The organism is Hymenobacter humi (assembly GCF_042665855.1).
Classification (GTDB): Bacteria; Bacteroidota; Bacteroidia; order Cytophagales; family Hymenobacteraceae; genus Hymenobacter; species Hymenobacter humi.
Map to the genome: position 1 here is coordinate 132525 of NZ_JBHTEK010000003.1, position 22881 is coordinate 155405.

16 protein-coding genes and 4 pseudogenes are annotated in these 22881 nt (G+C 63.9%); 17 read left to right on the forward strand and 3 right to left on the reverse strand.

Annotated features, from left to right (window positions below; genetic code table 11):
* Positions 1-1326 precede the first annotated feature (1326 nt).
* The 3 genes from ACFQT0_RS27370 (at position 1327) to ACFQT0_RS27380 (ending at position 4146) form a co-directional block, all read left to right on the forward strand.
* On the forward strand, positions 1327-2709 hold the full coding sequence (locus ACFQT0_RS27370) for an Nramp family divalent metal transporter (RefSeq protein WP_380206392.1): 1383 nt from the start codon (positions 1327-1329) through the stop codon (positions 2707-2709).
* A gap of 82 nt (positions 2710-2791) precedes the next feature.
* Positions 2792-3676 carry a transporter gene (locus ACFQT0_RS27375; RefSeq protein ID WP_380206393.1) on the forward strand — a complete coding sequence of 295 codons (885 nt, stop codon included), beginning with the start codon at positions 2792-2794 and terminating at the stop codon, positions 3674-3676.
* A 32-nt stretch (positions 3677-3708) separates the two neighbouring features.
* Positions 3709-4146 (forward strand): hypothetical protein, encoded by a 438-nt coding sequence (locus tag ACFQT0_RS27380; protein ID WP_380206394.1) that lies wholly within the window; start codon positions 3709-3711, stop codon positions 4144-4146.
* A gap of 125 nt (positions 4147-4271) precedes the next feature.
* Here ACFQT0_RS27380 and ACFQT0_RS27385 read toward each other — a convergent pair whose 3' ends face one another.
* Positions 4272-5273 (reverse strand): cation diffusion facilitator family transporter, encoded by a 1002-nt coding sequence (locus ACFQT0_RS27385; RefSeq protein WP_380206395.1) that lies wholly within the window; start codon positions 5271-5273, stop codon positions 4272-4274.
* 160 nt (positions 5274-5433) lie between these two features.
* A pseudogene (gene lpcA, locus ACFQT0_RS27390) lies at positions 5434-6023 on the reverse strand (D-sedoheptulose 7-phosphate isomerase).
* 719 nt (positions 6024-6742) lie between these two features.
* Between lpcA and ACFQT0_RS27395 the strand changes: the two are divergent.
* The 8 genes and pseudogenes from ACFQT0_RS27395 to lpdA all read left to right on the forward strand — a co-directional run bounded on the left by ACFQT0_RS27395 (position 6743) and on the right by lpdA (position 18230).
* A complete protein-coding gene (locus tag ACFQT0_RS27395; RefSeq protein WP_380206396.1) occupies positions 6743-7063 on the forward strand; it encodes a DUF6660 family protein in 321 nt (106 codons plus the stop codon).
* A 160-nt stretch (positions 7064-7223) separates the two neighbouring features.
* Positions 7224-10819, forward strand: a pseudogene (locus ACFQT0_RS27400) (CusA/CzcA family heavy metal efflux RND transporter); the annotation flags it as partial.
* A 551-nt stretch (positions 10820-11370) separates the two neighbouring features.
* Entirely contained in the window at positions 11371-11700 is a 330-nt protein-coding gene (locus tag ACFQT0_RS31785; protein WP_449272096.1) for a hypothetical protein, read from the forward strand.
* A 250-nt stretch (positions 11701-11950) separates the two neighbouring features.
* A pseudogene (locus tag ACFQT0_RS27405) lies at positions 11951-12942 on the forward strand (efflux RND transporter periplasmic adaptor subunit).
* A gap of 46 nt (positions 12943-12988) precedes the next feature.
* Positions 12989-13705: a hypothetical protein gene (locus tag ACFQT0_RS27410; RefSeq protein WP_380206397.1), complete on the forward strand. Its 717-nt coding sequence runs from the start codon at positions 12989-12991 to the stop codon at positions 13703-13705.
* Positions 13648-15899: pseudogene (locus ACFQT0_RS27415) on the forward strand (heavy metal translocating P-type ATPase). Before ACFQT0_RS27410 ends, ACFQT0_RS27415 begins: the two are co-directional and overlap by 58 nt.
* Positions 15896-16792, forward strand: coding sequence for a cation diffusion facilitator family transporter (locus ACFQT0_RS27420; protein ID WP_380206398.1), 897 nt, complete (start codon positions 15896-15898; stop codon positions 16790-16792). Before ACFQT0_RS27415 ends, ACFQT0_RS27420 begins: the two are co-directional and overlap by 4 nt.
* A 136-nt stretch (positions 16793-16928) precedes the next feature.
* Complete coding sequence (lpdA, locus tag ACFQT0_RS27425; RefSeq protein ID WP_380206443.1) at positions 16929-18230, forward strand: dihydrolipoyl dehydrogenase; 1302 nt, start codon at positions 16929-16931, stop codon at positions 18228-18230.
* 71 nt (positions 18231-18301) lie between these two features.
* Here lpdA and ACFQT0_RS27430 read toward each other — a convergent pair whose 3' ends face one another.
* Positions 18302-18460, reverse strand: coding sequence for a hypothetical protein (locus ACFQT0_RS27430; protein ID WP_380206246.1), 159 nt, complete (start codon positions 18458-18460; stop codon positions 18302-18304).
* Between ACFQT0_RS27430 and ACFQT0_RS27435 the strand changes: the two genes are divergently transcribed.
* The 6 genes from ACFQT0_RS27435 to ACFQT0_RS27460 all read left to right on the forward strand — a co-directional run bounded on the left by ACFQT0_RS27435 (position 18449) and on the right by ACFQT0_RS27460 (position 22827).
* Entirely contained in the window at positions 18449-19066 is a 618-nt protein-coding gene (locus ACFQT0_RS27435) for a ZIP family metal transporter (RefSeq protein WP_380206247.1), read from the forward strand. The genes ACFQT0_RS27430 and ACFQT0_RS27435 overlap by 12 nt on opposite strands.
* A gap of 23 nt (positions 19067-19089) precedes the next feature.
* On the forward strand, positions 19090-19359 hold the full coding sequence (locus ACFQT0_RS27440; RefSeq protein WP_380206248.1) for a hypothetical protein: 270 nt from the start codon (positions 19090-19092) through the stop codon (positions 19357-19359).
* A gap of 72 nt (positions 19360-19431) precedes the next feature.
* Positions 19432-20067: a hypothetical protein gene (locus tag ACFQT0_RS27445; protein ID WP_380206249.1), complete on the forward strand. Its 636-nt coding sequence runs from the start codon at positions 19432-19434 to the stop codon at positions 20065-20067.
* Between the two features lie 37 nt (positions 20068-20104).
* On the forward strand, positions 20105-20833 hold the full coding sequence (locus tag ACFQT0_RS27450; protein ID WP_380206250.1) for an SDR family NAD(P)-dependent oxidoreductase: 729 nt from the start codon (positions 20105-20107) through the stop codon (positions 20831-20833).
* A 195-nt stretch (positions 20834-21028) separates the two neighbouring features.
* Entirely contained in the window at positions 21029-22084 is a 1056-nt protein-coding gene (locus tag ACFQT0_RS27455) for a family 1 glycosylhydrolase (RefSeq protein WP_380206252.1), read from the forward strand.
* A gap of 44 nt (positions 22085-22128) precedes the next feature.
* Positions 22129-22827: a DUF1345 domain-containing protein gene (locus ACFQT0_RS27460; RefSeq protein ID WP_380206253.1), complete on the forward strand. Its 699-nt coding sequence runs from the start codon at positions 22129-22131 to the stop codon at positions 22825-22827.
* The last annotated feature ends 54 nt before the right edge of the window (positions 22828-22881 follow it).

The following is a 22881-nucleotide window of genomic DNA, read 5'->3' on the forward strand; positions in this document are numbered from 1 at the left end:
CTGCTGATAGGACTTCTGCCGTCTTTTTCGTTCTCTGCCAATCTCGCGGCTGGTTACGCTGCTCGCAAAATTCCATGTGAGCCCTTTATGAACCCTTTCGCAGCCACTTCCAATATCCCATAAATTGCCTGTAGACATCCTAGCCGGTGGTTTTACCGCATCGCAGCAACTTCTCGTGTGTCCTTCGTGAGCCCTTGCTGAACCCATTGATTCGTATCGGGTCTACCCAGGAGAAACGTTCGTGGCGGAACACCGCACCAAAATAAAACAGACTCAAAAGTGGGCATGTTGCTTTCATAAGCAAAAGGCTTAGGCCATGACATTCGACCCTACTTTCAAAAAGCCGTATCTTTGCCTTGCAAAAAAAGTATCTGCCACATCGGCTCTGCCGGTGCTGTTTGGTTGGTACCGTAATTTTTTTCGGTCACAAGCTTCGGCTTGCCGTTTGACCGGAAGCCCACCCCATTGAGGGTGGGTTTTTTTGCCTATTCCCCAGGCCGACCCGTGCCCTCCTCAACTTTAGCAAGCCGGCCATGAAGTTTGCACAGCAGCATTCGTGGGACCTGGAGCAATCTGGTCATCATTAGCTTCCCCGCCTAAGGGGCTGCACCTAGTGCGCGGCTATTGTTGGCCCTGTCATTCCGTTGCGCCGGCTGCATTACTTACCTACGATAGCGTGCTGGGTAAGCATATTACAATAGAGTAAACGGTCAAAAACTAAGTTTTGGAACGGTTAAAACTAAGTTTCGGACAGGTGCTGTGCCAGCCTAAGCCCAGGGTTTGATAAATCATCCCTTAAGAACAGTAAGCTTAGAACAGACAAACGCAGGCTCTGAACAGGTACCAATCCATACCAGCATCCAGCATCCAGCATCCAGCAAAAAGTAAAGTTTGGACAGGTCGCAACGAGTGGTGCAATGTACTTTCAGAGCGGGGCCGTTGGTGAAAAACATAACGAATAGGGCGTGGCTAGCACCAAGGTTCAGCATCTCATGGGTCACCTTGACGGCAGAGTCAACCCGCTGCTACTGCTCGTCAACTTGGTCGTAACCGTCAGTGGCCCTCCTCCCGATGTAAGCTTTGATGCGTTGCAGAACCTGACGTAAGGTTATTTATTAGTTATACCAGCCAGGCGCCCAACCAAGTAGATACCGATGCGTGCAGCGGGAACTGATTCACACCAGTTCAGCAGATTCGGGTTGCAAAAATATTTTGAGCGGGAGGGCAAACCATTCGAAGCCGCAAGCAGTATTTAGGGAACCTTAAATTAAAATTTAGGGTAGTCTAAATTTCACTACCTTGTGGCCTCAACTTACTCCTCCTGCTATGGAAACTTTACTCGTATCCCCGGCGCCGCTGCCAGAAAAGGAAGCTCCTGTGCCTGTCCCAGAACTTGGCTGGCGTCAACCACGTCATGCCCCTTCCCTGCGAGAGGTGTTTGGCACCATCAAGGTGCCGCCGGCCAGCGCTTCGTTCTGGCGCAAAATGTTGGCCTTCTGGGGGCCGGGCCTGATGGTGGCCGTGGGCTACATGGACCCCGGCAACTGGGCCACCGACCTGGCCGGGGGCTCGCGCTACGGCTACACCTTGCTTTCGGTCATCCTGGTTTCCAACCTGTTTGCCATGCTGCTGCAGCACCTGGCGGCCAAGCTGGGCATCGTATCGGGACGTGACCTGGCGCAGGCCTGCCGCGACCATTACTCCAAGCCCGTGTCCATGGTGCTCTGGGTGCTGTGCGAGGTGGCCATCGCGGCCTGCGACCTGGCTGAGGTCATCGGCTCCGCCATTGCCCTGAACCTGCTCTTTGGCCTGCCCCTCACCTGGGGCGTGGTGCTGACGGTGCTCGATGTACTGGTGGTGCTCTACTTCCAGAACAAAGGCTTTCGCGTGATTGAGAGCATCGTGGCGGGGCTCATCGTCATCATCTTCGGGTGCTTTGTGTACGAAATCATCGTGTCTCACCCGGACTACTTCGCCATGCTCGGCGGGCTGGTGCCCCGGCCCGAGGTGGTGACCAACCCGCAGATGCTCTACATCGCCATCGGCATCCTGGGGGCCACGGTGATGCCGCACAACCTGTACCTGCACTCCAGCATCGTGCAGACCCGGCAGATTGAGCAGACCGAGCCGGGCAAGCGCATGGCCATCAAGTTTGCCACCATCGACTCCACGGTGGCGCTGTTCCTGGCGTTTTTCGTGAACGCCGCCATTCTGGTGACGGCTGCCGCGACCTTCCACAAGACGGGCATGTACAACGTGGCCGACATCAACGACGCCCACAAGCTGCTGACGCCCGTGCTCGGGGCCGGGCTCGCCAGCATGCTCTTCGCCGTGGCTCTGCTCGCCGCCGGGCAAAACTCCACGCTGACCGGCACCCTGGCCGGCCAGATTGTGATGGAGGGCTTCCTTCACATCCGCCTCAAGCCCTGGATACGCCGGCTGCTAACCCGCAGTATTGCCGTAGTGCCGGCCCTGATTGTCATCCTGCTGTATGGCGAAAAAGGCGCCGGCGAGCTGCTGGTGCTCAGCCAGGTAATCCTGTCCTTTCAGCTCAGCTTCGCGGTGGTGCCTTTGGTGCTCTTCACCAGCAGCCGGGCCAAAATGGGCGTGTTCGCCAACGGGCCAGTCGTCAAGACCATTGCCTGGCTCGTGTCGGGCGTCATCATCGGCCTGAACGTCTACTTGCTGTTTCAGACCTTTTTCAAGTAAGCTGCCGCCCTTTTCTTCCTGAATGCCACCTGGGCTAAGCGCCCGGGCAGCCCCTCCCTTGCCTTTTAAATCCTGATTTGCCATGCGCTTTTTTCCTCTTATCGCCGTTGCCCTCGCCCTGAGCAGCGCCGCCCCGGCGCTGGGCCAGGGGGCAACCGGACTGCCCGCCCCGGAGCCGGGTAGCGTCGACACCCTGCGGGCCCGCAAACGAGAATATACCCTGTTCCGCCCCGTACCCAAGGCCCTGATGCGGCCGCTGAGCACCGACCGGCCTGACGCCACGGAAAGTGCATACTCCGTCGATGCGGGTCATTTCCAGGTAGAAACCGACGTACTGCGCCTGGGCCGGTCCCGCTTTGACGAGCAGACTGCTCAGGAGGAGCTGGCCATCAACCACGCCAACCTCAAGCTGGGCCTTAGCCACAACGTGGACCTGCAGGTGGTAGTCGAATCGTACACCATCCAAACCGAGGGCAGTCCCGAAACCGGGACCCGGCGCGCGGGCTTTGGGGACATCACCGTGCGGCTCAAGCGCAACCTGTGGGGCAACGACGGCGGCGCGACGGCTTTTGCCCTGATGCCGTTCGTGAAACTCCCCACCGGTCGCAACTGCGGCAACGGGGCCTGGGAGGGCGGCATCGTCACGCCGTTTTCCGTGCAGTTGCCCCACGACTTCACGCTGGGCACCCAGTTACAGGCCACGCTGAACCGGGACAGCGAAGCCGCCGAGCATTTTCTGGAACTGGCGCCCACCATCACCATCGGCCACGACCTGTACAAGACGCTGGGCGGGTTCGTGGAAATTGCCTCGGCCTGGGACACCCGGGCCCGGGCCTGGACGGCCACCCTCAACGGCGGCCCCACCCTGCGGCTCGGCGACAACCTGCAGCTCGATACGGGCATCAACCTAGCTTTGACCAAGGATACGGAAACCACCTACTTTCTGGGCTTCAGCTTCCGGCGGTAAGGCTGGAGCTGAAGCCTGTTAAGCCTTGTGCTATGGAAATCTTTCATCCCCGGGTCACCGAGGCCCAACAAATTCTGGCCGCCCTGGACCTGCCCGGGCCGCTGCGCACCAAGCTGGCGGCGCTGACCCTGCTGGCCCTGGCGGACGTGGGGCCGGACACGCCGTGGGTTCGGGCGGCTAATCCGAGCAAGGGCATGTCGCGGGGCATCCGCGACTTCATCCGCACGGCCTACGCCTGGGCCGAGGCGTCCACCGAGCACACGTTTCTGCTCATTCGCGGCCAGGTGTTGCGGCCGCTGGTGGCCACGGGCCTGGTGCGGCGCAACCCCGACAACCCCACCCTGGCTAGCACCAGTCCCCGGCTGCACTTCGCGCTGACGCCCGAACTCGTTCCCGTTCTGCAGGCCTACGGAACCCCGCAGTGGGAACCCGCCCTAACAGCTTTTCAGCAAAAGATGGGGGCAGCTTGAGGCGTCACCCGGGCGCCGACATGCCGGCCTAATTGTCTGGCTTAGGAAGCAACTTCGGGGTTTAATGATAAAAGCGGCACCAGCCCCAGCACAGCCGATTGGGAGTAAGCGACTCATCACGGGCGTTAGGAGCTGTGTGGAACTGCGCGTGCCCGGTTAATGACACACGCCATGCCCCCCGACAGCGGCGTTTCGTGCTCGATTTGCACCGTGCTGTGGCTAATGTTGAATTCCTTGTGCAGGGCCTGTTGCAGGTATTCCAGAAAGGCATTGTCGTCCTCGCGGGGCCGCACCAAGTGCACGCTCAAGGCCGTATCGGTCGTGCTCATGGGCCAGATGTGCAAGTCGTGCAGTTCCAATACCCCCGGCTGCCCCAGCAGGAACGTGCGTACTTCCTCCAGGTCCACGCCCACCGGCACGGCGTTTAAGCTCAGCTGCAGGGTTTCGGTGAGCAGGCCCCAGGAGCCGTAGGCAATGACGCCCAGCAGCACCAAGGCAATGACGGTATCCACCCACTGCCAGCCGGTGAAGTACACGATGGCCCCGCCCACCACCACCCCGGCCGACACGACGGCGTCGGTGAGCATGTGCAGGTAGGCCCCGCGCACGTTCACGTCGCCTTTCTCTCCGTGCCGAAACAGCCAGGCGGTGAGCCCGTTGATGAGAATGCCCGCGCCGGCCAGGCCCATCACCAGTAGGCCATTCACGGGTTCGGGGTGGCGCAGGTGGTCGATGGTTTCCCAGAGGATGATGCCCAGCGCAGTGTACAGAAACAGGGCATTGAGCAGGGAGGCCTGAATGGTCAGGCTTTTAAAGCCGTAGGTATAGCGGCCCCGGGCCGGGCGCAGCGCCAGGCGGCCCGAGCCCCAGGCCAGGCCCAGCCCCAGCACGTCGCCCAGGTTGTGGCCCGCGTCGGAGAGCAGCGCCGACGAGTGGCCCCAGAAGCCGCCCGCTGCTTCGGCCATGACGAACGAGAGGTTCAGGAAGATGCCCACCCCAAAGGCCAGGCTAAAGGGGGTATCCGCCGAAGGACCGTGGTGGCCGCCGGGGCCGTGGTCGTGGCCGGCATGGTCATGGCCACTAGGGTCGCGCCCCTTGTAGTCGTCGTGGGAATGCGCGTGAGCCATCAGGATAGCAAAAGGGAAATAAGCAGGCGTCCGCGCCAAAAGTCCGGCGAGCAGATGTACGGCCGATGAAAGCTCCGCGATGGGACCCGGCAGGTTTATACGTAAAGCGCAAGCGACCAATCGTTTTAAGCGGCTTGGCCCGGACCAGGGAATGGGTTGCTTACCCGGCCGTGGGCGGAAACAGCAGGTGCTCAATCAGCCGCAGCAGGATGTGAATCACTTTGACGTGCACCTCCTGGATGCGGTCGGCGTAACCCAGGTGGGGCACCCGGATTTCCACGTGGGCCAGCGCCGCCAGCGGGCCGCCGTCCTTGCCGGTGAGGGCGACGACCTGCATCCCGGCCTGCCGGGCGGCTTCGGCCGCACGCAGCACGTTGGGGGAGTAGCCGCTGGTGCTGATGGCCAGCAGCACGTCGCCGGACCGGCCCAGCGCCTGCACGGCGCGGCTGAACACGTAGTCAAAGCCGTAGTCATTGGCCACGCAGGTCAGGTGCGCGGCTTCGGTGAGGGCGATGGCGGCCAGGGCCGGGCGGTCCTGACGGTAGCGGCCGGTCAACTCCTCGGCGAAGTGCTGGGCATCACAGAGGCTGCCGCCGTTGCCGCAGCTCAGGATTTTGCCCCCTGCGCTAAACAGGTGACCATTACTTGCGCCGCTTCGCCGATTCGGTCCACGTTCGCGGCATCGGCCAGGAATCGGTCCAGCACGACGCGGGCTTCGGTAAGTTCGGCGACAATTAGCGAGTGGAGCATAAGACAAGAATAGACGGGAAGCCCACTACGGCGGCGAGAGCCAGAGGTTCTTGCATTTGAGGTTACCCGGCTCCGTCAGGCGGGGCCATTTTTGGGCATGGCAGTGAACTTTCCGAGTAGCCGGCACGTGCTAATTAGGGTTCGACACCCCGCTTCGCCATGAGGTTACTACATTTCCTTGCCTGCTTCATGTGGATTCCCCGGCTGGCCGAAGCCCAGCCGGGGAATCCCGCCGGCCCGCCGCGTTCCCGGGCGGTGTGCTCCGGGGACGCGGCGCAAACCGAAGCGGCGGTCGTGAACGTGATGACGGCTTATCGCCGAGCCCTGGCAGCGGGCGACTCGGTGCGGGCGCTGGCCTTGTTTTCCCGCTCTGCGTGGATACTGGACGAAACCGAGCGCCCGCTGCGCCGCCGTCTGGTAAGGCAACCCGGCTGCCGCGGCTGGTGCCGCCCCACCGGGCCGCTGCGCCAGTATCAACTGCGGGTATTGCCGGATTCGGCCGCCGCGCTGACCGTGGAAACTTACCGGGCGGCGGGCCCCGTTTCCTCGCCACGGCTGCGGCACGTTCCCAACGAATACACGGTGGTATCCGTGCTGAGCTGCCAGGATGGGCAGTGGCGCATCAGCTCCCAGACCCTGTACTGGCAGCTTCACTTGCGGAAGCCCATTCGTATCCTTCCGCTGGGAACTGCGTACATTTGCCCGTCCGAGTTTTATTCATGCGTTTATTCACTGTCCTGTTCGCGTTTTACCTGGCCATTCTGGCTTGCCTGCCCTGTGCAGACAAGGCCCCCGTGGACCGGGATAGCGCGCGGACGTACGTAACCTCGCACGAATCCGACGCGGCCCACACCCGCGCCGACTGGTGCACGCCGCTGTGCCAGTGCCACTGCTGCGCGGGCACTTCGATGCCCACGGCGCTGCGCATTGCTCTGGCGGCGCCATCGAGGGCGTTTTATGATTCGGGCCGGTACGCCCGGCTGCAGCCCCCGGCCGCCCGGCACATGCCCGGCAGCATCTGGCAGCCCCCTCAAGCCTAGTTTCCTGTTGTTTTAGGTCCCCTCGCGGGGCCGGGCCCCGTTGCGGGGTCCGGTCCCGTTGACGCACGCGTCTTTTCTGCGTCCCCGGACCCCGCCGCCGTCGAGCCTTGGGGCTCCGGCTGCCCCATTCTCAGGATTTCTAGTCTTACCCCTTGCCAGCATGTTCAACAAGCTGATACATTTTTCCATCCACAACAAGCTCATTATCGGGCTGCTGACTTTGGCGCTTATCGTCTGGGGCGGCTACTCGCTCTACCGCCTCCCCATCGACGCGGTGCCCGACATTACCAACAACCAGGTCGTCGTGTACACAGTGGCCCCCTCGCTGGCCGCCAACGACATCGAGCGGCTGGTGTCTTTCCCCATTGAGCAGAGCGTGGCCACGATTCCCGGCGAGGACAACGTGCGCTCCTTTTCCCGCTTCGGCCTCTCGGTGGTCACCATCGTCTTCGAGGACGGCATTGACATCTACTGGGCCCGCCAGCAGGTGGCCGAGCGCCTGCGCGAAGCCGAAAGCCAGATTCCCGCTGGCGTGGGCCGCCCGGAAATGTCGCCGGTATCCACCGGCCTGGGCGAAATCTACCAGTACCTGGTGCGGGCCAAGCCCGGCTACGAGAAGAGGTACGACGCCCGCGAGCCTGCGCACCATTCAGGACTGGATAGTGCGGCGGCAGCTGCTGGGCACGCCCGGCGTGGCCGATGTCAGCTCCTTTGGCGGCCTGCTCAAGCAGTACGAGGTGTCGCTGGACCCCGAGCGGCTGCGCTCTTTGAACATCACGGTGGACGAAGTCTACCAGGCCGTTTCGCGCAACAACCAGAACACCGGCGGGGCCTACCTGGACAAGAACCCCACGGCCTACGCCATCCGCACCGAAGGGCTGGTCACCACCCCCGAGGACATCGGCAACATAGTAGTTAAAAGCACCACTTCTGGCTTGCCCATCCTGGTGCGCGACGTGGCCAACATCCGCCTGGGCTCGGCCGTGCGCTACGGGGCCATGACCCGCAACAGCGAGGGCGAAGTCACTGGCGGCATCGTGCTCATGCTCAAGGGTGCCAACGCCAACGAGGTCATCAAGGCCGTGAAAGAGCGCATGGTGACGGTGGAGAAATCCTTGCCCGAAGGCGTGGCCGTGGACGTGTACCTGGACCGCTCCGACTTGGTGGGCCGGGCCATCCATACCGTGACCAAGAACCTGATTGAGGGCGCGCTGATTGTGATTTTCGTGCTCGTCCTGTTCCTGGGCAACCTGCGGGCGGGCCTGGTCGTGGCCTCGGTCATTCCGCTGGCCATGCTTTTTGCCATTGCCATGATGCAGCTCTTCGGCGTGTCGGGCAACCTGCTCTCGCTCGGGGCCATCGACTTCGGCCTGGTCGTGGACGGGGCCGTGATTATTGTCGAGGGCATCGTTCACCGCCTCCACTCGGGCCATACCAAGGCGCGCGGCAAGGGTGGCCTGCTCACGCAGCGGCAGATGGACGACGAAACCTACGAGGCGGCCGCCGGCATCCGCGACTCGGCCGGTTTCCCCGAAGTCATCATCCTGATTGTGTACCTGCCCCTGCTGGCCCTGGCCGGCATCGAGGGCAAGATGTTCAAGCCCATGGCCCAGACCGTGGCCTTCGCCATTGTGGGAGCGCTGATACTGTCACTGACCTACGTGCCGATGATGGCCGCGCTGGGCCTGAGCCGCCAGACCGAGCACAAGCGCACCTTCTCCGACAAGATGATGAGCTGGCTCGAAGCCCGCTACCGCCCGATGATAAGCTGGGCGCTGCAGCGCAAGACCGTGGTGCTGGCTACGTCAGTGGCCCTGTTGGTGGGCACGGTGCTGCTGTTCCGCACCTTGGGCGGGGAGTTCATCCCGCAGCTATCGGAAGGCGACTTTGCCATCGAGATGCGCACGCTTACCGGCTCGTCGCTGAGCTACACCATCGAAAAGGCCAATCAGGCCGGGGGCATCCTCAAAAGCAGTTTCCCGAAGTTAAGGAAGTGGTGGCCAAGATTGGCTCGGCCGAGATTCCCACCGACCCCATGCCGGTAGAAGCGGCCGACGTGATGGTGACCCTGAAAGACCCCAAGGAATGGACATCCGCCAAGTCGCAACCGGAGCTGGCCGAGAAGATGGCCAAGGCGCTAAGCGTGATTCCCGGCGTCACCTTCGGCTTCCAGCAGCCCATCCAGATGCGCTTCAACGAGCTCATTTCGGGCGCCAAGCAGGACGTGGTACTCAAAATCTACGGCGAGGACCTCGACCAGCTGGCCGACTACGCGGCCCGCACGGCCACGCTGGTGCGCCAGGTCCAGGGCGCCGAAGACGTGTACGTGGAGCAGGTGACCGGCCTGCCGCAAATCGTGGTCAAGATTGACCGCAACAAGTTGGCCCAGTTCGGCCTGAACGTGGAGGACGTGAACCGCACGGTGCAAACGGCCTTTGCCGGCCAGGCCGCCGGGCAGGTGTTCGAGCAGGAGCGCCGCTTCGACCTGGTGCTGCGCCTGCCCCCGGCCCTGCGCAAGGACATTACCAGCGTGCGCCAGCTCTTTATCGCCACGCCGCGCGGCGAGCAGATTCCGTTGGAGCAGCTCGCGGACGTGAGCCTGGTGGAAGGCCCCAACCAGATTCAGCGCGACGACGCCAAGCGCCGCATCACCGTGGCCTTCAACGTGCGGGGTCGGGACGTGGAAAGCGTGGTAGAGGAACTCCAGGGCAAAGTGGACCAGCAGCTCAAGCTGGCCCCGGGCTACTACACCACCTACGGCGGGCAGTTTGAAAACCTGCGCGAAGCCTCCCAGCGGTTGAGCATCGCCGTGCCGGTGGCGCTGCTGCTGATTTTCGCGCTGCTCTTCTTCACCTTCCGCTCGCTGCTGCAGGCCACGATGATTTTCACGGCCATTCCCCTCTCGGCCATTGGCGGGGTGCTCTCGCTCTGGCTGCGCGACATGCCCTTCAGCATTTCGGCCGGCGTGGGCTTCATTGCCCTCTTCGGGGTAGCCGTGCTCAACGGCGTGGTGCTCATCGGCTATTTCAATCAACTCAAAAAGAAGGCGTGACCGACCTGACCGAGCGCATCCTACAGGGTACGGCCACTCGCCTGCGGCCCGTACTGATGACGGCCACGGTGGCCTCGCTGGGCTTTCTGCCCATGGCCCTGGCCACCTCCGCGGGGGCTGAAGTACAGCGTCCGCTGGCTACCGTCGTGATTGGTGGGCTGGTGACGGCCACGCTCCTCACCCTGCTGGTGTTGCCTATTTTATATGCCTTGGTGGAAAGCCGGGTGAAGAAAACCGCCGATGACGAGGAGGAAATGCACGATGATGCGCCGACTTCGGTGCCGGGTGCTACCCCGACCATCCCCCTGGTAGCCGGGGCCGTCGCCCTGTTGCTGCTGGCCCTCCCGCTCACGGGCCGGGCCCAGCAGCCGCAGCTGATGGTGGGCGGGGCGCCGTTCACGGCCCAGCAGGCCGTCACGCAGGCGCTGCAGGCCAATGGCACGGTGCAGGTAGCCCAACGCTCGCTCGAAGCCCAGCAGGCCCTGCGCCGCACCGCCACCGACGTGGGCCGCACCACCATTGGCGTGACCTACGGGCAGTACAACACCTACCGCAAGGACAACCAGTTTAACATCAGCCAGACCTTCTCCCTGCCGGGCGTGTACCGTAGCCAGGCCCGGCTGCTGGACGCGCAGGTGGGCGGGCAGCAGTTTCAGCTGGCCCAGGTGCAGGCCGACCTGCGCCGGCAGGTGCGCCTCAACTACGAGCAGGCCGTGTACGCCCGGCACCGCCTCAAAGTGCTGCGCGGCCAGGACAGCCTCTACAGCGAGTTTTTGCGGGCGGCCAACCTGCGCTTTAAAACCGGGGAAGTGGCCCGGCTCGAACCGGCCACGGCCCTGGTGCAGCAGGGCGAGACCCAGGCCCTGATTCGGCAGGCCCGCACGGGCTACCAGGTGGCCCAGCGCCAGCTACAGGCCCTGCTGCAACAGGCGCAGGTAGTGGACGTGGCGGATAGTCTGCTGCGTCCCCTGGAACCCGTGGTGCTGCCCGCCCTGGGCGACACGGCCCGCCTGACTCAGAACCCGGATGCCCAGGTGCTGCGGCAGCTTATTGCCCAGCGCCAGGCCGCTACCCGCGCCGAGCAGGCCCAAGGCTTGCCTAACGTCACCCTGGGCTACTTCAACCAGTCGCTCATCGGCCCGCAGACCATCGGCGGGGTGGGCGGCGATGACCGCTACTACTCGGGCAGCGACCGGTTTCAGGGGTGCAGGGCTCGGTGGGCATTCCCATCCTGCGCGGCCCGCAGAAAGGTCGGGTGCAGGCCGCCCGCCTGCAGGAGCAGGTGGCCACGGTGTCGTACCGGCGGCAGCTGGCCGAGCTGGCCGGCCGCCAGGACGAGCTGGTGGCGCGCCACGCCGAGCAGCAGCAGCGCCTCACGTTCTACCAGCAAACGGCTCTGCCCCAGGCCGACGTGATTGTGCGCCTGAGCACCCGCGCCTTCAAGGCCGGCGAAACCGGCTACAGCGAGTACCTGGTCAACCTGGAGCGGGCGCTAAACCTGCGTACGGCCTACCTGGAGGTGCTGCTGGAGCACAACCAGACCGTCATCGAGCTGGACTACCTGCTTAACAGCACGGCCCAGTAACCTCTCCCTTTTCTTGATTTCCTGAATCTTTTACATGAAGAATATCGCATTCCTGGCGCTGCTGGGCCTGACCCTGGTCGGCTGCGGCACTGATAATAAAGAAGCTGCTACCGGCGAATCCACTACCGAAACGCCCGCCGTAGCCACAACGAAGGACAAGCCCGCCCCCGAAGGAGCGGAAGAAGCGGAAGCCACCGAAACCACCCTCTCGCCCGCCGAGCAGCGCACGGCCGGCATCCGCCTGGGCAAGATGGAGGCACGGGCCCTGAGCGGGGGCCTGAAAGTAAACGGCACACTTGACGCGCCACCCGAAAATGCGGTGACCGTCAGCGCCCTGCTGGGCGGCATCGTTGAGCGCACCACCCTGCTGCAGGGCTCGCGGGTGCGGGCCGGGCAGGTGCTGGCCACCATCCGCAACCCGGAGTTTCTGGACTTGCAGCAGAAGTACCTGGAAACCAGCAGCCAGCTGGAGTACGCCCGCTCCGAATACGCGCGGCAAGAAGAATTATACAAGCAGGAAGTGGCCCCGCAGAAAAACTACCAGCGGGCCCGCGCCGAGTACCGGGCCCTGCAAGCGCAGGTAGCGGCCCAGGCCGCGCGCCTGCGCCTGGCCGGCCTGCCCGTAGGCGGCAAGCTCACCACCACGGCCCCGGTGAAAGCCCCCGCGGCGGCTTTCTGAAAACGGTGAACGCCAGCGCCGGCCAGAGCGTGACGGCGACGGATGTGCTCTTTGAAATCATCGACCCCGGCCACCTGGACGTGGTGCTCAACGTGTTTGAAAAGGACGCGCCGCAGCTGCGCAACGGCCAGACCGTGCGCTACACCCTGGCCAACGACTCCGTAGGGGCCGACCACCAGGCCAAAATCTACCTGATTGGCCGCACCGTGGGCGAGGACCGCACTGTGCGGGTGTATGCCCACCTGCGCCACGAAGACGCCAGCCGCCTGCCCGGCACCTACGTGCGGGCCGTTATCGAAACCAACGCGGCCACCGTACCGGCGCTGCCCGACAAGGCGCTGGTGCAGTTCGGGGGCAAGGACTACATTTTCGTGGCGGACGACAAGCCTACCGACAAAGGGGAGAACAGCTACCGCATGGTGGCCGTGGAAACCGGCGTGAGTGAAAACGGCTACACCCAGGTTACCCTGCCCGAAGGCCTGAGCGCCACGACGACGAGCATCGTCACGGAGGGCGCCTACTCCCTGCTGGCCAAGCTGAAAAACGCGGAAGAGGAAGAATAGCCGGGCCCATCTCCACCCCTTACCGTTCCGCTTCGTATCGCTGCCTATGCTCAACCTGCTCACCGGATGCCTGCTCTTAAGCCTGCTGCACGCCGCGATTCCCAATCACTGGGCGCCGGTGCTGGCCGTGGCCCGCGCGGAGCGCTGGCCCCTGCGGCGGGCGGTGGGGGTGACGATGGTCGCCGGGATGGCCCACGTGCTGAGCACGGTGCTGCTGGGCCTGGCACTGGGCCTGCTGGGTTGGCGCCTGTCGGCGCGGTTCTCGCAATTCGCCGAGGTGGCGGCGCCGGCGCTGCTGGTACTCATCGGGCTGGCATATGCCTTGTCGGGGCCGGGCCACACCCACCCCGACCCGGCACCCGTCGTGCGCGGGCCGCGCGGGCGGGTGGTGCTGGGGCTCGCCGCGACGATGTTCCTGGCCCCGTGCCTGGAAATTCAGACGTTCTTTCTAGCCGCCGGCTCGCACGGCCCCCTCACGCTGGCCCTGGTAATGGGCACCTACCTGGTGATATCCGTGGGGGCCATGAGCCTCTTGGTGGCGGGAGCCTACACCGGCCTGCGCCGCCTGAACTTGGACGGACTAGCCCACTACGAGCGGCGCTTCACCGGGGCCGTGCTCGTGCTGGTGGGCGTAGCCGGCTTTTCGTGGATTGGTAGCCTTCGGCTGGCCGACGCCTTATTTTTTAACCCGACGCTTCTTTTCTTATGCCTGACCCAACCTCCCCCAATACCGACGAAGAGCTCAACACTGCCAAGCAGGTGAAGCTCGAAAACGTGGGCGCGCTCAGCCGCGACCAGCTTACGCCCGAGGCCGCCGCCGAGCCCGAAGGGCACGACGTATCCGGCCACGACCACAGCGGCCACCACCACCCCGCCGGCAAAAAAGTCGTGGACCTGGGCGGGGAAACCGCCGACGAGCACGCCGGCCACTCCCACGGCGATGGCGACGACCACGACCACGGCCCGGCCGGCGACAACCCCTACCTGTGGCCCGGGGTCAGCTTCGTGCTGCTGCTGGCCGGCATTGCGCTCGACTACTACAAAGTTGGCTTCTTCACCGGCTACGTACGCCTGCTCTGGTACGGCGTGGCGTTTCTGCTGGTGGGCTGGAAAGTTATCCGCTCGGCCGTGCAAAGCATTCCCTCGGGCAACATCTTCAACGAGTTTCTGCTGATGAGCATCGCTACGCTCGGGGCCTTTGCCATTGGCGAGTACCCGGAGGGCGTCGCCGTAATGCTGTTCTACACCGTGGGCGAGCTGTTTCAGGACGCGGCCGTGAACCGGGCCAAGCGCAGCATCCGGGCGCTGCTGGAGATTCAGGCCACTGAGGTGACAGTTATCCGCAACGGGCAAACCGTGGTACTCGACCCCAAGGAAGTGGTGGTGGGGGATACCATTGAGGTGAAACCAGGCGAGAAAGTGGCGCTGGACGGTACGCTCGCCAAAGGCCCGGCTTCGTTTAACACCGCCGCCCTTACCGGCGAATCGGTGCCCCAGACCAAGCAGACGGGCGAGGTGGTGCTGGCCGGCATGGTTAACCTGGAAAGCCTGATTCAGGTGGCGGTGACGGCGAACTACAAAGACACCAAGCTGGCCAAGATTTTGGCCATGGTGCAGGACGCGGTGGGCCGCAAGGCCAAGACCCAGCAGTTCATCACCAAGTTCGCCAAGGTGTACACGCCGATTGTGGTGCTGCTGGCCGTGCTGCTAGTGGTGGTGCCCTACTTTGTAGTAGACGATTACGTATTCCGGAACTGGCTCTACCGGGCGTTGGTGTTCCTGGTCATTTCCTGCCCCTGCGCGCTGGTCATCAGCATTCCGCTCGGCTACTTCGGCGGCATCGGGGCGGCGTCAAAAGCCGGTATCCTGTTCAAGGGCTCCAACTTCCTGGATTTAATGCGCGAGTTGGACACGGTGGTGATGGACAAGACCGGTACGCTAACCCAGGGCGTGTTTGCCGTGCAGCAGGTGCAGCCCGCCGCGGGCCTGGACGCCCCCAGCTGTTGCGGCTGGTGGGCGCGCTGGAAACCAAGTCCACGCACCCCATTGCCAAAGCGGTGGTCCTGCACGCGGGCGCCGCAGCTAGTGGAGTGACCGTGGACCAGGTGGAGGAGATTGCCGGCCACGGCCTGCGCGGTAAGGTGGATGGCCGCGACGTGCTGGCTGGCAACACCAAGCTGCTCACCAAATTCAGCGTCGCCTACCCCACTGAAGTCGACCAAGTCCTCGATAGCATCGTGGTGGCTGCCGTGGATGGCAAATACGCCGGTTACCTGACCGTAGCCGACTCGCCCAAGGAAGACGCGGCCCGCACCGTGCAGGAGCTGCGGGCCGATGGCATCACCAAAATCGTGATGCTCTCCGGCGACAAGGACAGCATCACCCAGCGCGTAGCCAAGGAGCTCGGCATTGACGAGGCGCACGGGGGACTGCTGCCCGAAGACAAGGCCCGCTACGTGCAGGAGTACAAAGACGCCGGCCGCAAGCTGGCCTTCGTCGGCGACGGCGTGAACGACGCGCCCGTGGTGGCCCTGGCCGATGTCGGCATTGCCATGGGTGGCCTCGGCTCCGATGCCACCATCGAAACCGCCGACGTCGTCATTCAAACCGACCACCCCAGCAAGATTGCCACCGCCCGCCGCATTGCCCGCGCCACCCACCGCGTGGTGTGGCAGAACATCTGGCTGGCCTTTATTGTGAAGGGCATCGTGCTGGCGCTGGGAGCCGGCGGTCTGGCTACGATGTGGGAAGCCGTATTTGCCGACGTGGGAGTAGCCCTACTGGCCATCCTCAATGCCGTACGCATTCAGCGCATGGACTATTCCACGCCGGGTACGGGCGGCACTCCGCCGGCTGCTCCCGCCGTCCTGCCGCTTAAAGCGAACCTGTCGGTTGTCGAGCCCATGCCCCGCGAACTGCGCGAAGGACCGCACCACCATAACGGCCAATCGGCGTGAGCGGGGCCCATGGCATGAGCGGCAGCGCCGCTTCACGCAACAAGCGCGCGCTGACCATCGTGTTCTTCACCACGCTGGCTTACCTGGTAGCCGAAGTCATTGGCGGCTGGTGGACTGGTAGCCTCGCCCTGCTGGCCGATGCGGGCCACATGCTCACCGACGTGGCCGGCGTGGGCCTGGCCCTGCTGGCCATTCGCTTCGGCGAGAAACCAGCCACCCCGCAACGCACCTTTGGCTACTACCGCTTCGAGATTCTGGCGGCCCTCACCAATGCGGTGGTGCTGATTCTGATTTCGTTCTACATCCTTTACGAAGCCTATTTCCGGTTTTTGAATCCGCCCAAGGTGGAAAGCACCACCATGATGTGGGTGGCCGGGGTCGGCATGCTGGTCAACCTCTACGGGGTGTACCTGCTGCGCAAAAGCTCGGGCGAGAGCCTGAACATGAAAGGCGCCTACTTTGAAGTGCTCAGCGACCTGCTCACCTCCGTGGGCGTTCTGATTGCGGGCGTTATCATGCTTACCACCCAGTGGTACTATGCCGACCCGCTGCTCTCGGCCGGCATCGGCCTGTTCATTCTGCCCCGTACCTGGGCCCTGCTCAAGGAGTCGGTGAACGTGCTGCTGGAAGGCACCCCGGCCGACGTGAACCTGGAAGCCATGCGGCAGGGGCTGCTGCAGGTACCTGGCGTGGCGGCCGTGCACGACCTGCACGCCTGGGTACTTACCTCCGGCGTCAACGCCCTCAGCGCCCACGTGGTGCTCACCGACGAGGCCCGGCACGAGGACGTGCTCACCCGCACCCACGACTACATCACCACCAAGCACCCCATTCAGCACGCCACCATTCAGGTGGAGCGCGGCGACTTCGCCCAGCACGAAACCCACCTCTAAACTGACTTAGCCCCACTCTCTCCCATGACCTCCTACGACGTCCTCATCATCGGCTCCGGCCCCGGCGGCTACATCGCCGCCGTGCGCTGCGGCCAGCCTGGGCCTGAAAACGGCCATCATCGAAAAGTATCCCACCCTGGGCGGTACGTGCCTGAACGTGGGCTGCATTCCCAGCAAGGCGGTGCTCGAATCCACCGAGCTCTACCAGAAAGCCACCCACCAGTTTGCCGAGCACGGCATCGATGCTGACAACCTGCGCGCCGACCTGCCCCGCATGATGGAGCGCAAGGACCAGGTGGTGAAGAAGGTATGCGACGGGGTCGTGTTTCTGATGAAGAAAAACAAGGTGGACATCCTCCACGGCGTGGCCTCGTTCGTGAATGCCACTACCGTGCAGGTGGCGCCCGTGGACGGGGGCAGTGGGGAATCGCAGCAGCTCACGGCCAAGAACATCATCATTGCCACCGGCTCCAAGCCCAGCACCCTGCCGTTCATCACCCTGGACAAGGAGCGTGTCATCACCAGCACCGAGGCGCTGGCCTTGCGCGAGTTGCCCAAGCACCTGATTATTGTGGGCGGCGGCGTTATCGGCCTGGAGCCTGGGCTCGGTGTACGCCCGGCTGGGCAGCAAGGTGTCGGTGGTCGAATACACCGATGCCATCATCCCCACCATGGACCGCACCCTGGGCAAGGAACTGCTGCGCTCCCTCAAAAGCAGGGCCTGGAGTTTTACCTCTCGCACAAGGTGACGGCCGTCGAGCGGGCCGGCGACACGGTCAAGCTCACGGCCCAAAGCGGGCCATCGGCCGAGCTGCAACTCGAAGGCGACTACTGCCTGGTGTCGGTGGGCCGCCGGCCCTACACCGAGGGGCTCAACCTGGCCGCGGCCGGCGTGGAGTTGGACGAGAAGGGCCGGGTGAAGGTCAACGAGGACCTGCAGACGACGGTGCCCGGCATCTGGGCCATCGGCGACGTGGTGCGCGGGGCCATGCTGGCGCACAAGGCCTCCGACGAGGGCGTGTACGTGGCCGAGCTCATTGCCGGCAAACACCCGGAAGTCAACTATCTGTTGATTCCGGGCGTGGTCTACACCTGGCCCGAAGTGGCCGGCGTGGGCTACACGGAAGAGCAGTTGAAAGAGCAGGGCAAGGCCTACAAGGTGGGCTCGTTCCCCTACTCGGCCTCGGGCCGGGCGGTGGCCGGGGCGGATACCGAAGGGCTGGTGAAGGTGCTCACCGACGCGCAGACCGACGAGATTCTGGGGGTCCACATGATTGGTGCCCGCATTGCCGACATCATCGCCGAGGCCGTGGGCATCATGCACTTCCGCGGCGCGGCCGAGGACGTGGGCCTAATGTCGCACGCCCATCCCACCTACGCCGAAGCCTTCAAGGAAGCCTGCCTCAACGCGGCCGGCATCGGGGCACTTAATATGTAATTCAGCCAGCTGATGACCCTGTTTCTCTCCGTTGCGCCAGCCATTATCCCCTCCTGGACGCAGGTGCTCCTTTATGCCCTGGTACCCGCCGCCGTCATGGTGGTGGGCGCCGTGGTGGCCATCATTCGCCCCCGGGCGCGGCCATCCGCAGTGCCATTCTGCACTTTGCCGCCGGCGTCGTGTTTTCCGTGGTGGCCGTCGAGTTGCTGCCCGACATCGTGGCCCGCCACCGGCCGCTGGAAGTTGGCTTGGGCTTCGCCATTGGGGTCGGGGTCATGCTGGCTCTGCGCTCGCTCACCCGCAAGGCGGCCGAAAAGGAAAAAGCCGTGCCCACCCCGGCCCTGCCGCCCGGGGTGCTGTGGGCTTCCCAAACCGCGCCGGGCGAAACGGCGAGTCCCGGCACGCTGCCCATGGGCCTGCTCACCGGGGTCGGCATTGACATCCTTATCGACGGGCTGCTGCTGGGCATCGGCTTTGCCGCCGGGGCTGAAGAAGGCATGCTGCTGGCCATTGCCCTGACCATCGAGGTGCTGTCGCTAGGGCTGGCCACGGCCGTGGAGCTGCGCCAGGAAGGGCAGGGCAAAGCCCGGACCGTGGGCATTGTGGCCGCGCTTTCGGCCCTGCTGGTAGTGGGAGCCAGCGTGGGCATTACGGTGCTCAAGGGTGCCTCCGACAACGTGATGGAGCTGGTGCTCTCCTTCGGCTTGGCCGCGCTGCTGTTCCTGGTGACCGAGGAGCTGCTGACCGAAGCCCACGAGGAGCCGGAGTCGCCCTGGCTGACCTCCGCGTTTTTCCTCGGGTTTCTGGTCTTTCTTATTCTGGGCATGCTCGTGTAGCTAGCCGCATTTTCTTACCTACTATGGATTCGCATAAGTTTCTCATCGAACTCACCCTGGTGCCGGCTGGCCGGCACATTGCCTTTTCCAAAGAAATGCTGGAAAAGGTGCACGTCTACCGCCGGGTAGGTACAGAGGGGGACGCCTGGCAGCAAGTGGCGACGAATGCCCGCTCTCCCTTTATCGATACGGAAGCCTTTCCGGCTGGCACCACCTTGGATTACCAGGTGCAGCACTTCAATCAGCAGGATGCCTACCAGGGGCATAGCAACATCGTGCGCACTACCCTATAGCCCGCGCTTTTTTCATATTCCCGTCACTGCTTGGCTTGTGCCCAGGCGGTGCTAAGCTACTTCACTCGCTGCATGATACCTCGTTTCGTTGTGGGTGTGCTCACGTTGCTGCTGCTGGGCGCGTGCCGGGAGTCGACGCCGGAAAAGCCGGTGCACACGGCCGACACGCACCAGCGCCATCCGGACCCGGCCCAACCAGAACTGAACTCCGCGCCGGCCGTGGCCGCCCGGGCGCAGCAGCGCCTGCGCACGGTGGCCCGCTCGGGCAACATCGACCACGATGTAACCTCGCTGCTGCTGGAGCACTACCGCGGTGCCCAGCAGGCGGCCTCCGTGGAACGGGCCACGGGGCGGGACCCGGACTTGCGGGCGCTGGCCGATACGCTGCGCCGGGAGTGGCAGCAGGAAAGCCTGGCGCTGGGCCGGCTCGCGGGGCGCACCCACGACAAGGCCTCCGAAGAATACACCCGCTTCTACCAGGAGTTTTCCCGCGACGTGCAGGCGGCCTGCGATTCGGCGGCCCGGTACTCCCGCCCGCCGACGGGCAACCCGGACGCCGACTTTGCCGCGGCCCTCTCCGCCCACCTGCGTACCGGCCTGCTGCTGGTGCAGGAAGGCATCGCCCACGGCAGCGACCCGCCCCTGATTGCCCTGGCCCACCGCTTTCACCACGACCAGCTCCACCACCTGCGGCAGGTGCAGGCCTAGACGTCCGCTCACCCTACTCCCACCAAACGCTGACTCCATGCGCTTCACCAACAAAATATGCCTCGTCACCGGGGGCGGCTCCGGCATCGGCCGGGCGGCCTGCCTGCAGCTGGCAGCCGAAGGCGGAACCGTCGTGGTCCTGGACCGCGACGAAACCACTGCCCAGCAGACCGTGGCCCTAATTGAAAAAGACGGTGGTCAGGCCCAGGCCATCCGGGTTGATTTGGGCCTGGTGGCCGAGGTAGAGGCGGCCATGAGCACAATAGTAGCCGCCTACGGCCGGGTGGACGTGCTGGTCAACAACGCGGCCATGATGACCTTCAAGCCCATAACCGAGCTGGCGGTAGCGGAGTGGGACCTGGTCATGGCCGTGAACCTGCGGGCCGTGTTTCTGCTCAGCAAACTGTGCCTGCCCCACATGCAGGGCGGGGCCATCGTCAACATCAGCTCGGTGCACGCGCAGGAAACCACGGCCAACGTGATTCCCTACGCGGCCAGCAAAGGGGCCTTGGAGGCCTTCACCCGGGGCATGAGCCAGGAGTACCCTTCCAGCCACGTGCGCACCAACTGCGTGGCGCCCGGCGCCGTGGACACGCCCATGCTGTGGAACAACCCGAACGTGAAAAGCGGCAAAGAGAAGATTGAGGGTGAGGTAGGCCACCCCGAAGACATTGCCGGCGCCATCTGCTATCTGGCCTCGGCCGATGCCCACTACATCAACGGCACTACCCTGGTCGTGGACGGCGGCCGGCTCAGCATCCTGTAACCGCCTCTGCGCACGCACTTTTCCATTTCCTTTTAATCTTACCCCCAAGCCCATGAGCGCCTTCATGTTTGCTACCGGCATCGAAAACAGCTACCCCACCATCCGACTGCCGGACGGCACCATGCAGCGGGTGGACGAGCTGGAAAAACCGGCCATTACGAGCGCTGGCGTGAAGACTTCGCTCTGGTCAAGGAAATGGGCATCGATTTTCTGCGCTACGGCCCGCCCTACTACCGGGTGCACACCGGGCCGGGCCAGTACGACTGGGCCTTTACCGACGAGACTTTCGCCCACCTGCGCGAGCTGGGCATCACGCCCCTGGTGGACTTGCTACATTTCGGCCTGCCCGACTGGCTGGGCAATTTTCAGAACCCGGAATTCCCCGAGTACTTCGCTGCCTATGCCGGGGCTTTTGCCGCCCGGTTCCCGGACCTGCAGTTCTACACCCCCATCAATGAAATCTTCGTCACCACCATGTTTTCGGCCCAGTACGGCTGGTGGAACGAGTGCCTGGCCAGCGACCAGGCCTTTGTGACGGCCCTCAAGCACGTGTGCCGGGCCAATGTGCTGGCCATGCAGGCCATCCTGGCCGTGCAGCCCGGGGCCACCTTCATCCAGAGTGAGTCGGCCGAGTACTTCCACCCCGAAACGCCGGCTGCCCGGCCCCTGGCCAACTTCCTCAATCAGAAGCGCTTTTTGAGCCTGGACTTGACCTACGGCTACCCCGTGAGCGTGGTCATGTACGAGTTCCTGCTCAAAAACGGGATGACGGATGAGGAATACCACTGGTTTGACGACCAGAACATCAAGGCCAAGTGCATCATGGGCACGGACTATTACCGCACCAACGAGCGCATGGTACGCGAAGACGGGCACACCTACCCCGCCGGCGACGTGTTCGGCTACTACGTCATCGCCAAGCAGTACTTCGACCGCTACCGCATGCCCCTGATGCACACCGAAACCAACCTGTGGGAGCCCGACGCGGTGAACTGGCTGTGGCGGCAGTGGGCCAACGCCTACCGCCTCAAGCAGGACGGCATTCCGCTGGTGGGCTTCACGTGGTACTCGCTGCTCGACCAGGTGGACTGGGACACGGCCCTGCGCGAAAACAACGGCCGCGTGAACCCGCTGGGCCTCTACGACCTCGACCGCAAGCAGCGGCCTATAGGCCTGGCCTACCAGCGGCTGATTGCCCAGTGGAAAAACGTGCTCCAGGACGAAAGCTACGGGGTGCACATCAACTATTAATTTTCCTCCATTGGCTGGCTTCCGGGCCCGCAGTTTCTTTCGCCATGCCTTTTGCCCGGTTTTTCGCCCACCGCCACCTGCAGCAGCACCTGCTCAATCTAACGGCGCCTCAGCGCCTGCTGCTGGCGGCGGGTGCCGCGGGCGTAGGGTGGGCCCTGCTGCCCGGCACCCTGCTGCCGGCCACCCGCTTGGTGGCCACCTGGAACCTGTTTTGTCTGTGTATCCTGGCCTTGCTATGGGCCGGCACCCACCGGGCCGATGCCAGCCATATCCGCCGCATGGCGAACCGCCAGGACCCGGGCCGGACATGGACCTTCGTGGCGGTGCTGGTGGGCAGCGCCGCCTCGCTGCTGGCCGTGGTCTTCCTGATGACGAATTTACCCAACCTGCAGGGGCGGGAAGTGGCCGTGCACGTGGGCTTGTCGGCCGGGGCGGTGGTAGGGGCCTGGTTGCTGGTACACACGGTGTTTGCTCTGCGCTACGCCCACGTGTACTTCAGCGAGGACCTGGCCACGGACCCACCGGACTACCTGGGCGGGCTGGACTTTCCGGGCGCGCCCCCGGCCTCGTACTGGGACTTTGCCTATTTCGCTTTTGTGGTGGGCACCACCGCTCAGACGGCTGACGTGGCCGTTTCTTCCGCGCGCATGCGGCGACTGGTCATGCTGCACGGCCTGCTGGCCTTTGCCTTCAACACCAGCATTGTGGCCCTGACCATCAACCTGCTGGCCGGCATTCTCTAGCCCATTCCGCTCCTGCCGATTCCGCTCCTGCCGGCGCCTAGGGCCGACTGCCAC

Coding starts and splice junctions, on each gene's coding strand:
- ACFQT0_RS27380 (WP_380206394.1), top strand. CDS start 3,709: ATGGAAATCTTTCATCCCCGGGTCACCGAGGCCCAACAAATTCTGGCC.
- ACFQT0_RS27370 (WP_380206392.1), top strand. CDS start 1,327: ATGGAAACTTTACTCGTATCCCCGGCGCCGCTGCCAGAAAAGGAAGCT.
- ACFQT0_RS27375 (WP_380206393.1), top strand. CDS start 2,792: ATGCGCTTTTTTCCTCTTATCGCCGTTGCCCTCGCCCTGAGCAGCGCC.
- ACFQT0_RS27450 (WP_380206250.1), top strand. CDS start 20,105: ATGCGCTTCACCAACAAAATATGCCTCGTCACCGGGGGCGGCTCCGGC.
- ACFQT0_RS27445 (WP_380206249.1), top strand. CDS start 19,432: ATGATACCTCGTTTCGTTGTGGGTGTGCTCACGTTGCTGCTGCTGGGC.
- ACFQT0_RS27410 (WP_380206397.1), top strand. CDS start 12,989: ATGCTCAACCTGCTCACCGGATGCCTGCTCTTAAGCCTGCTGCACGCC.
- ACFQT0_RS27385 (WP_380206395.1), bottom strand. CDS start 5,273: ATGGCTCACGCGCATTCCCACGACGACTACAAGGGGCGCGACCCTAGT.
- ACFQT0_RS27455 (WP_380206252.1), top strand. CDS start 21,029: ATGGGCATCGATTTTCTGCGCTACGGCCCGCCCTACTACCGGGTGCAC.
- ACFQT0_RS27395 (WP_380206396.1), top strand. CDS start 6,743: ATGCGTTTATTCACTGTCCTGTTCGCGTTTTACCTGGCCATTCTGGCT.
- ACFQT0_RS27440 (WP_380206248.1), top strand. CDS start 19,090: ATGGATTCGCATAAGTTTCTCATCGAACTCACCCTGGTGCCGGCTGGC.
- ACFQT0_RS27460 (WP_380206253.1), top strand. CDS start 22,129: ATGCCTTTTGCCCGGTTTTTCGCCCACCGCCACCTGCAGCAGCACCTG.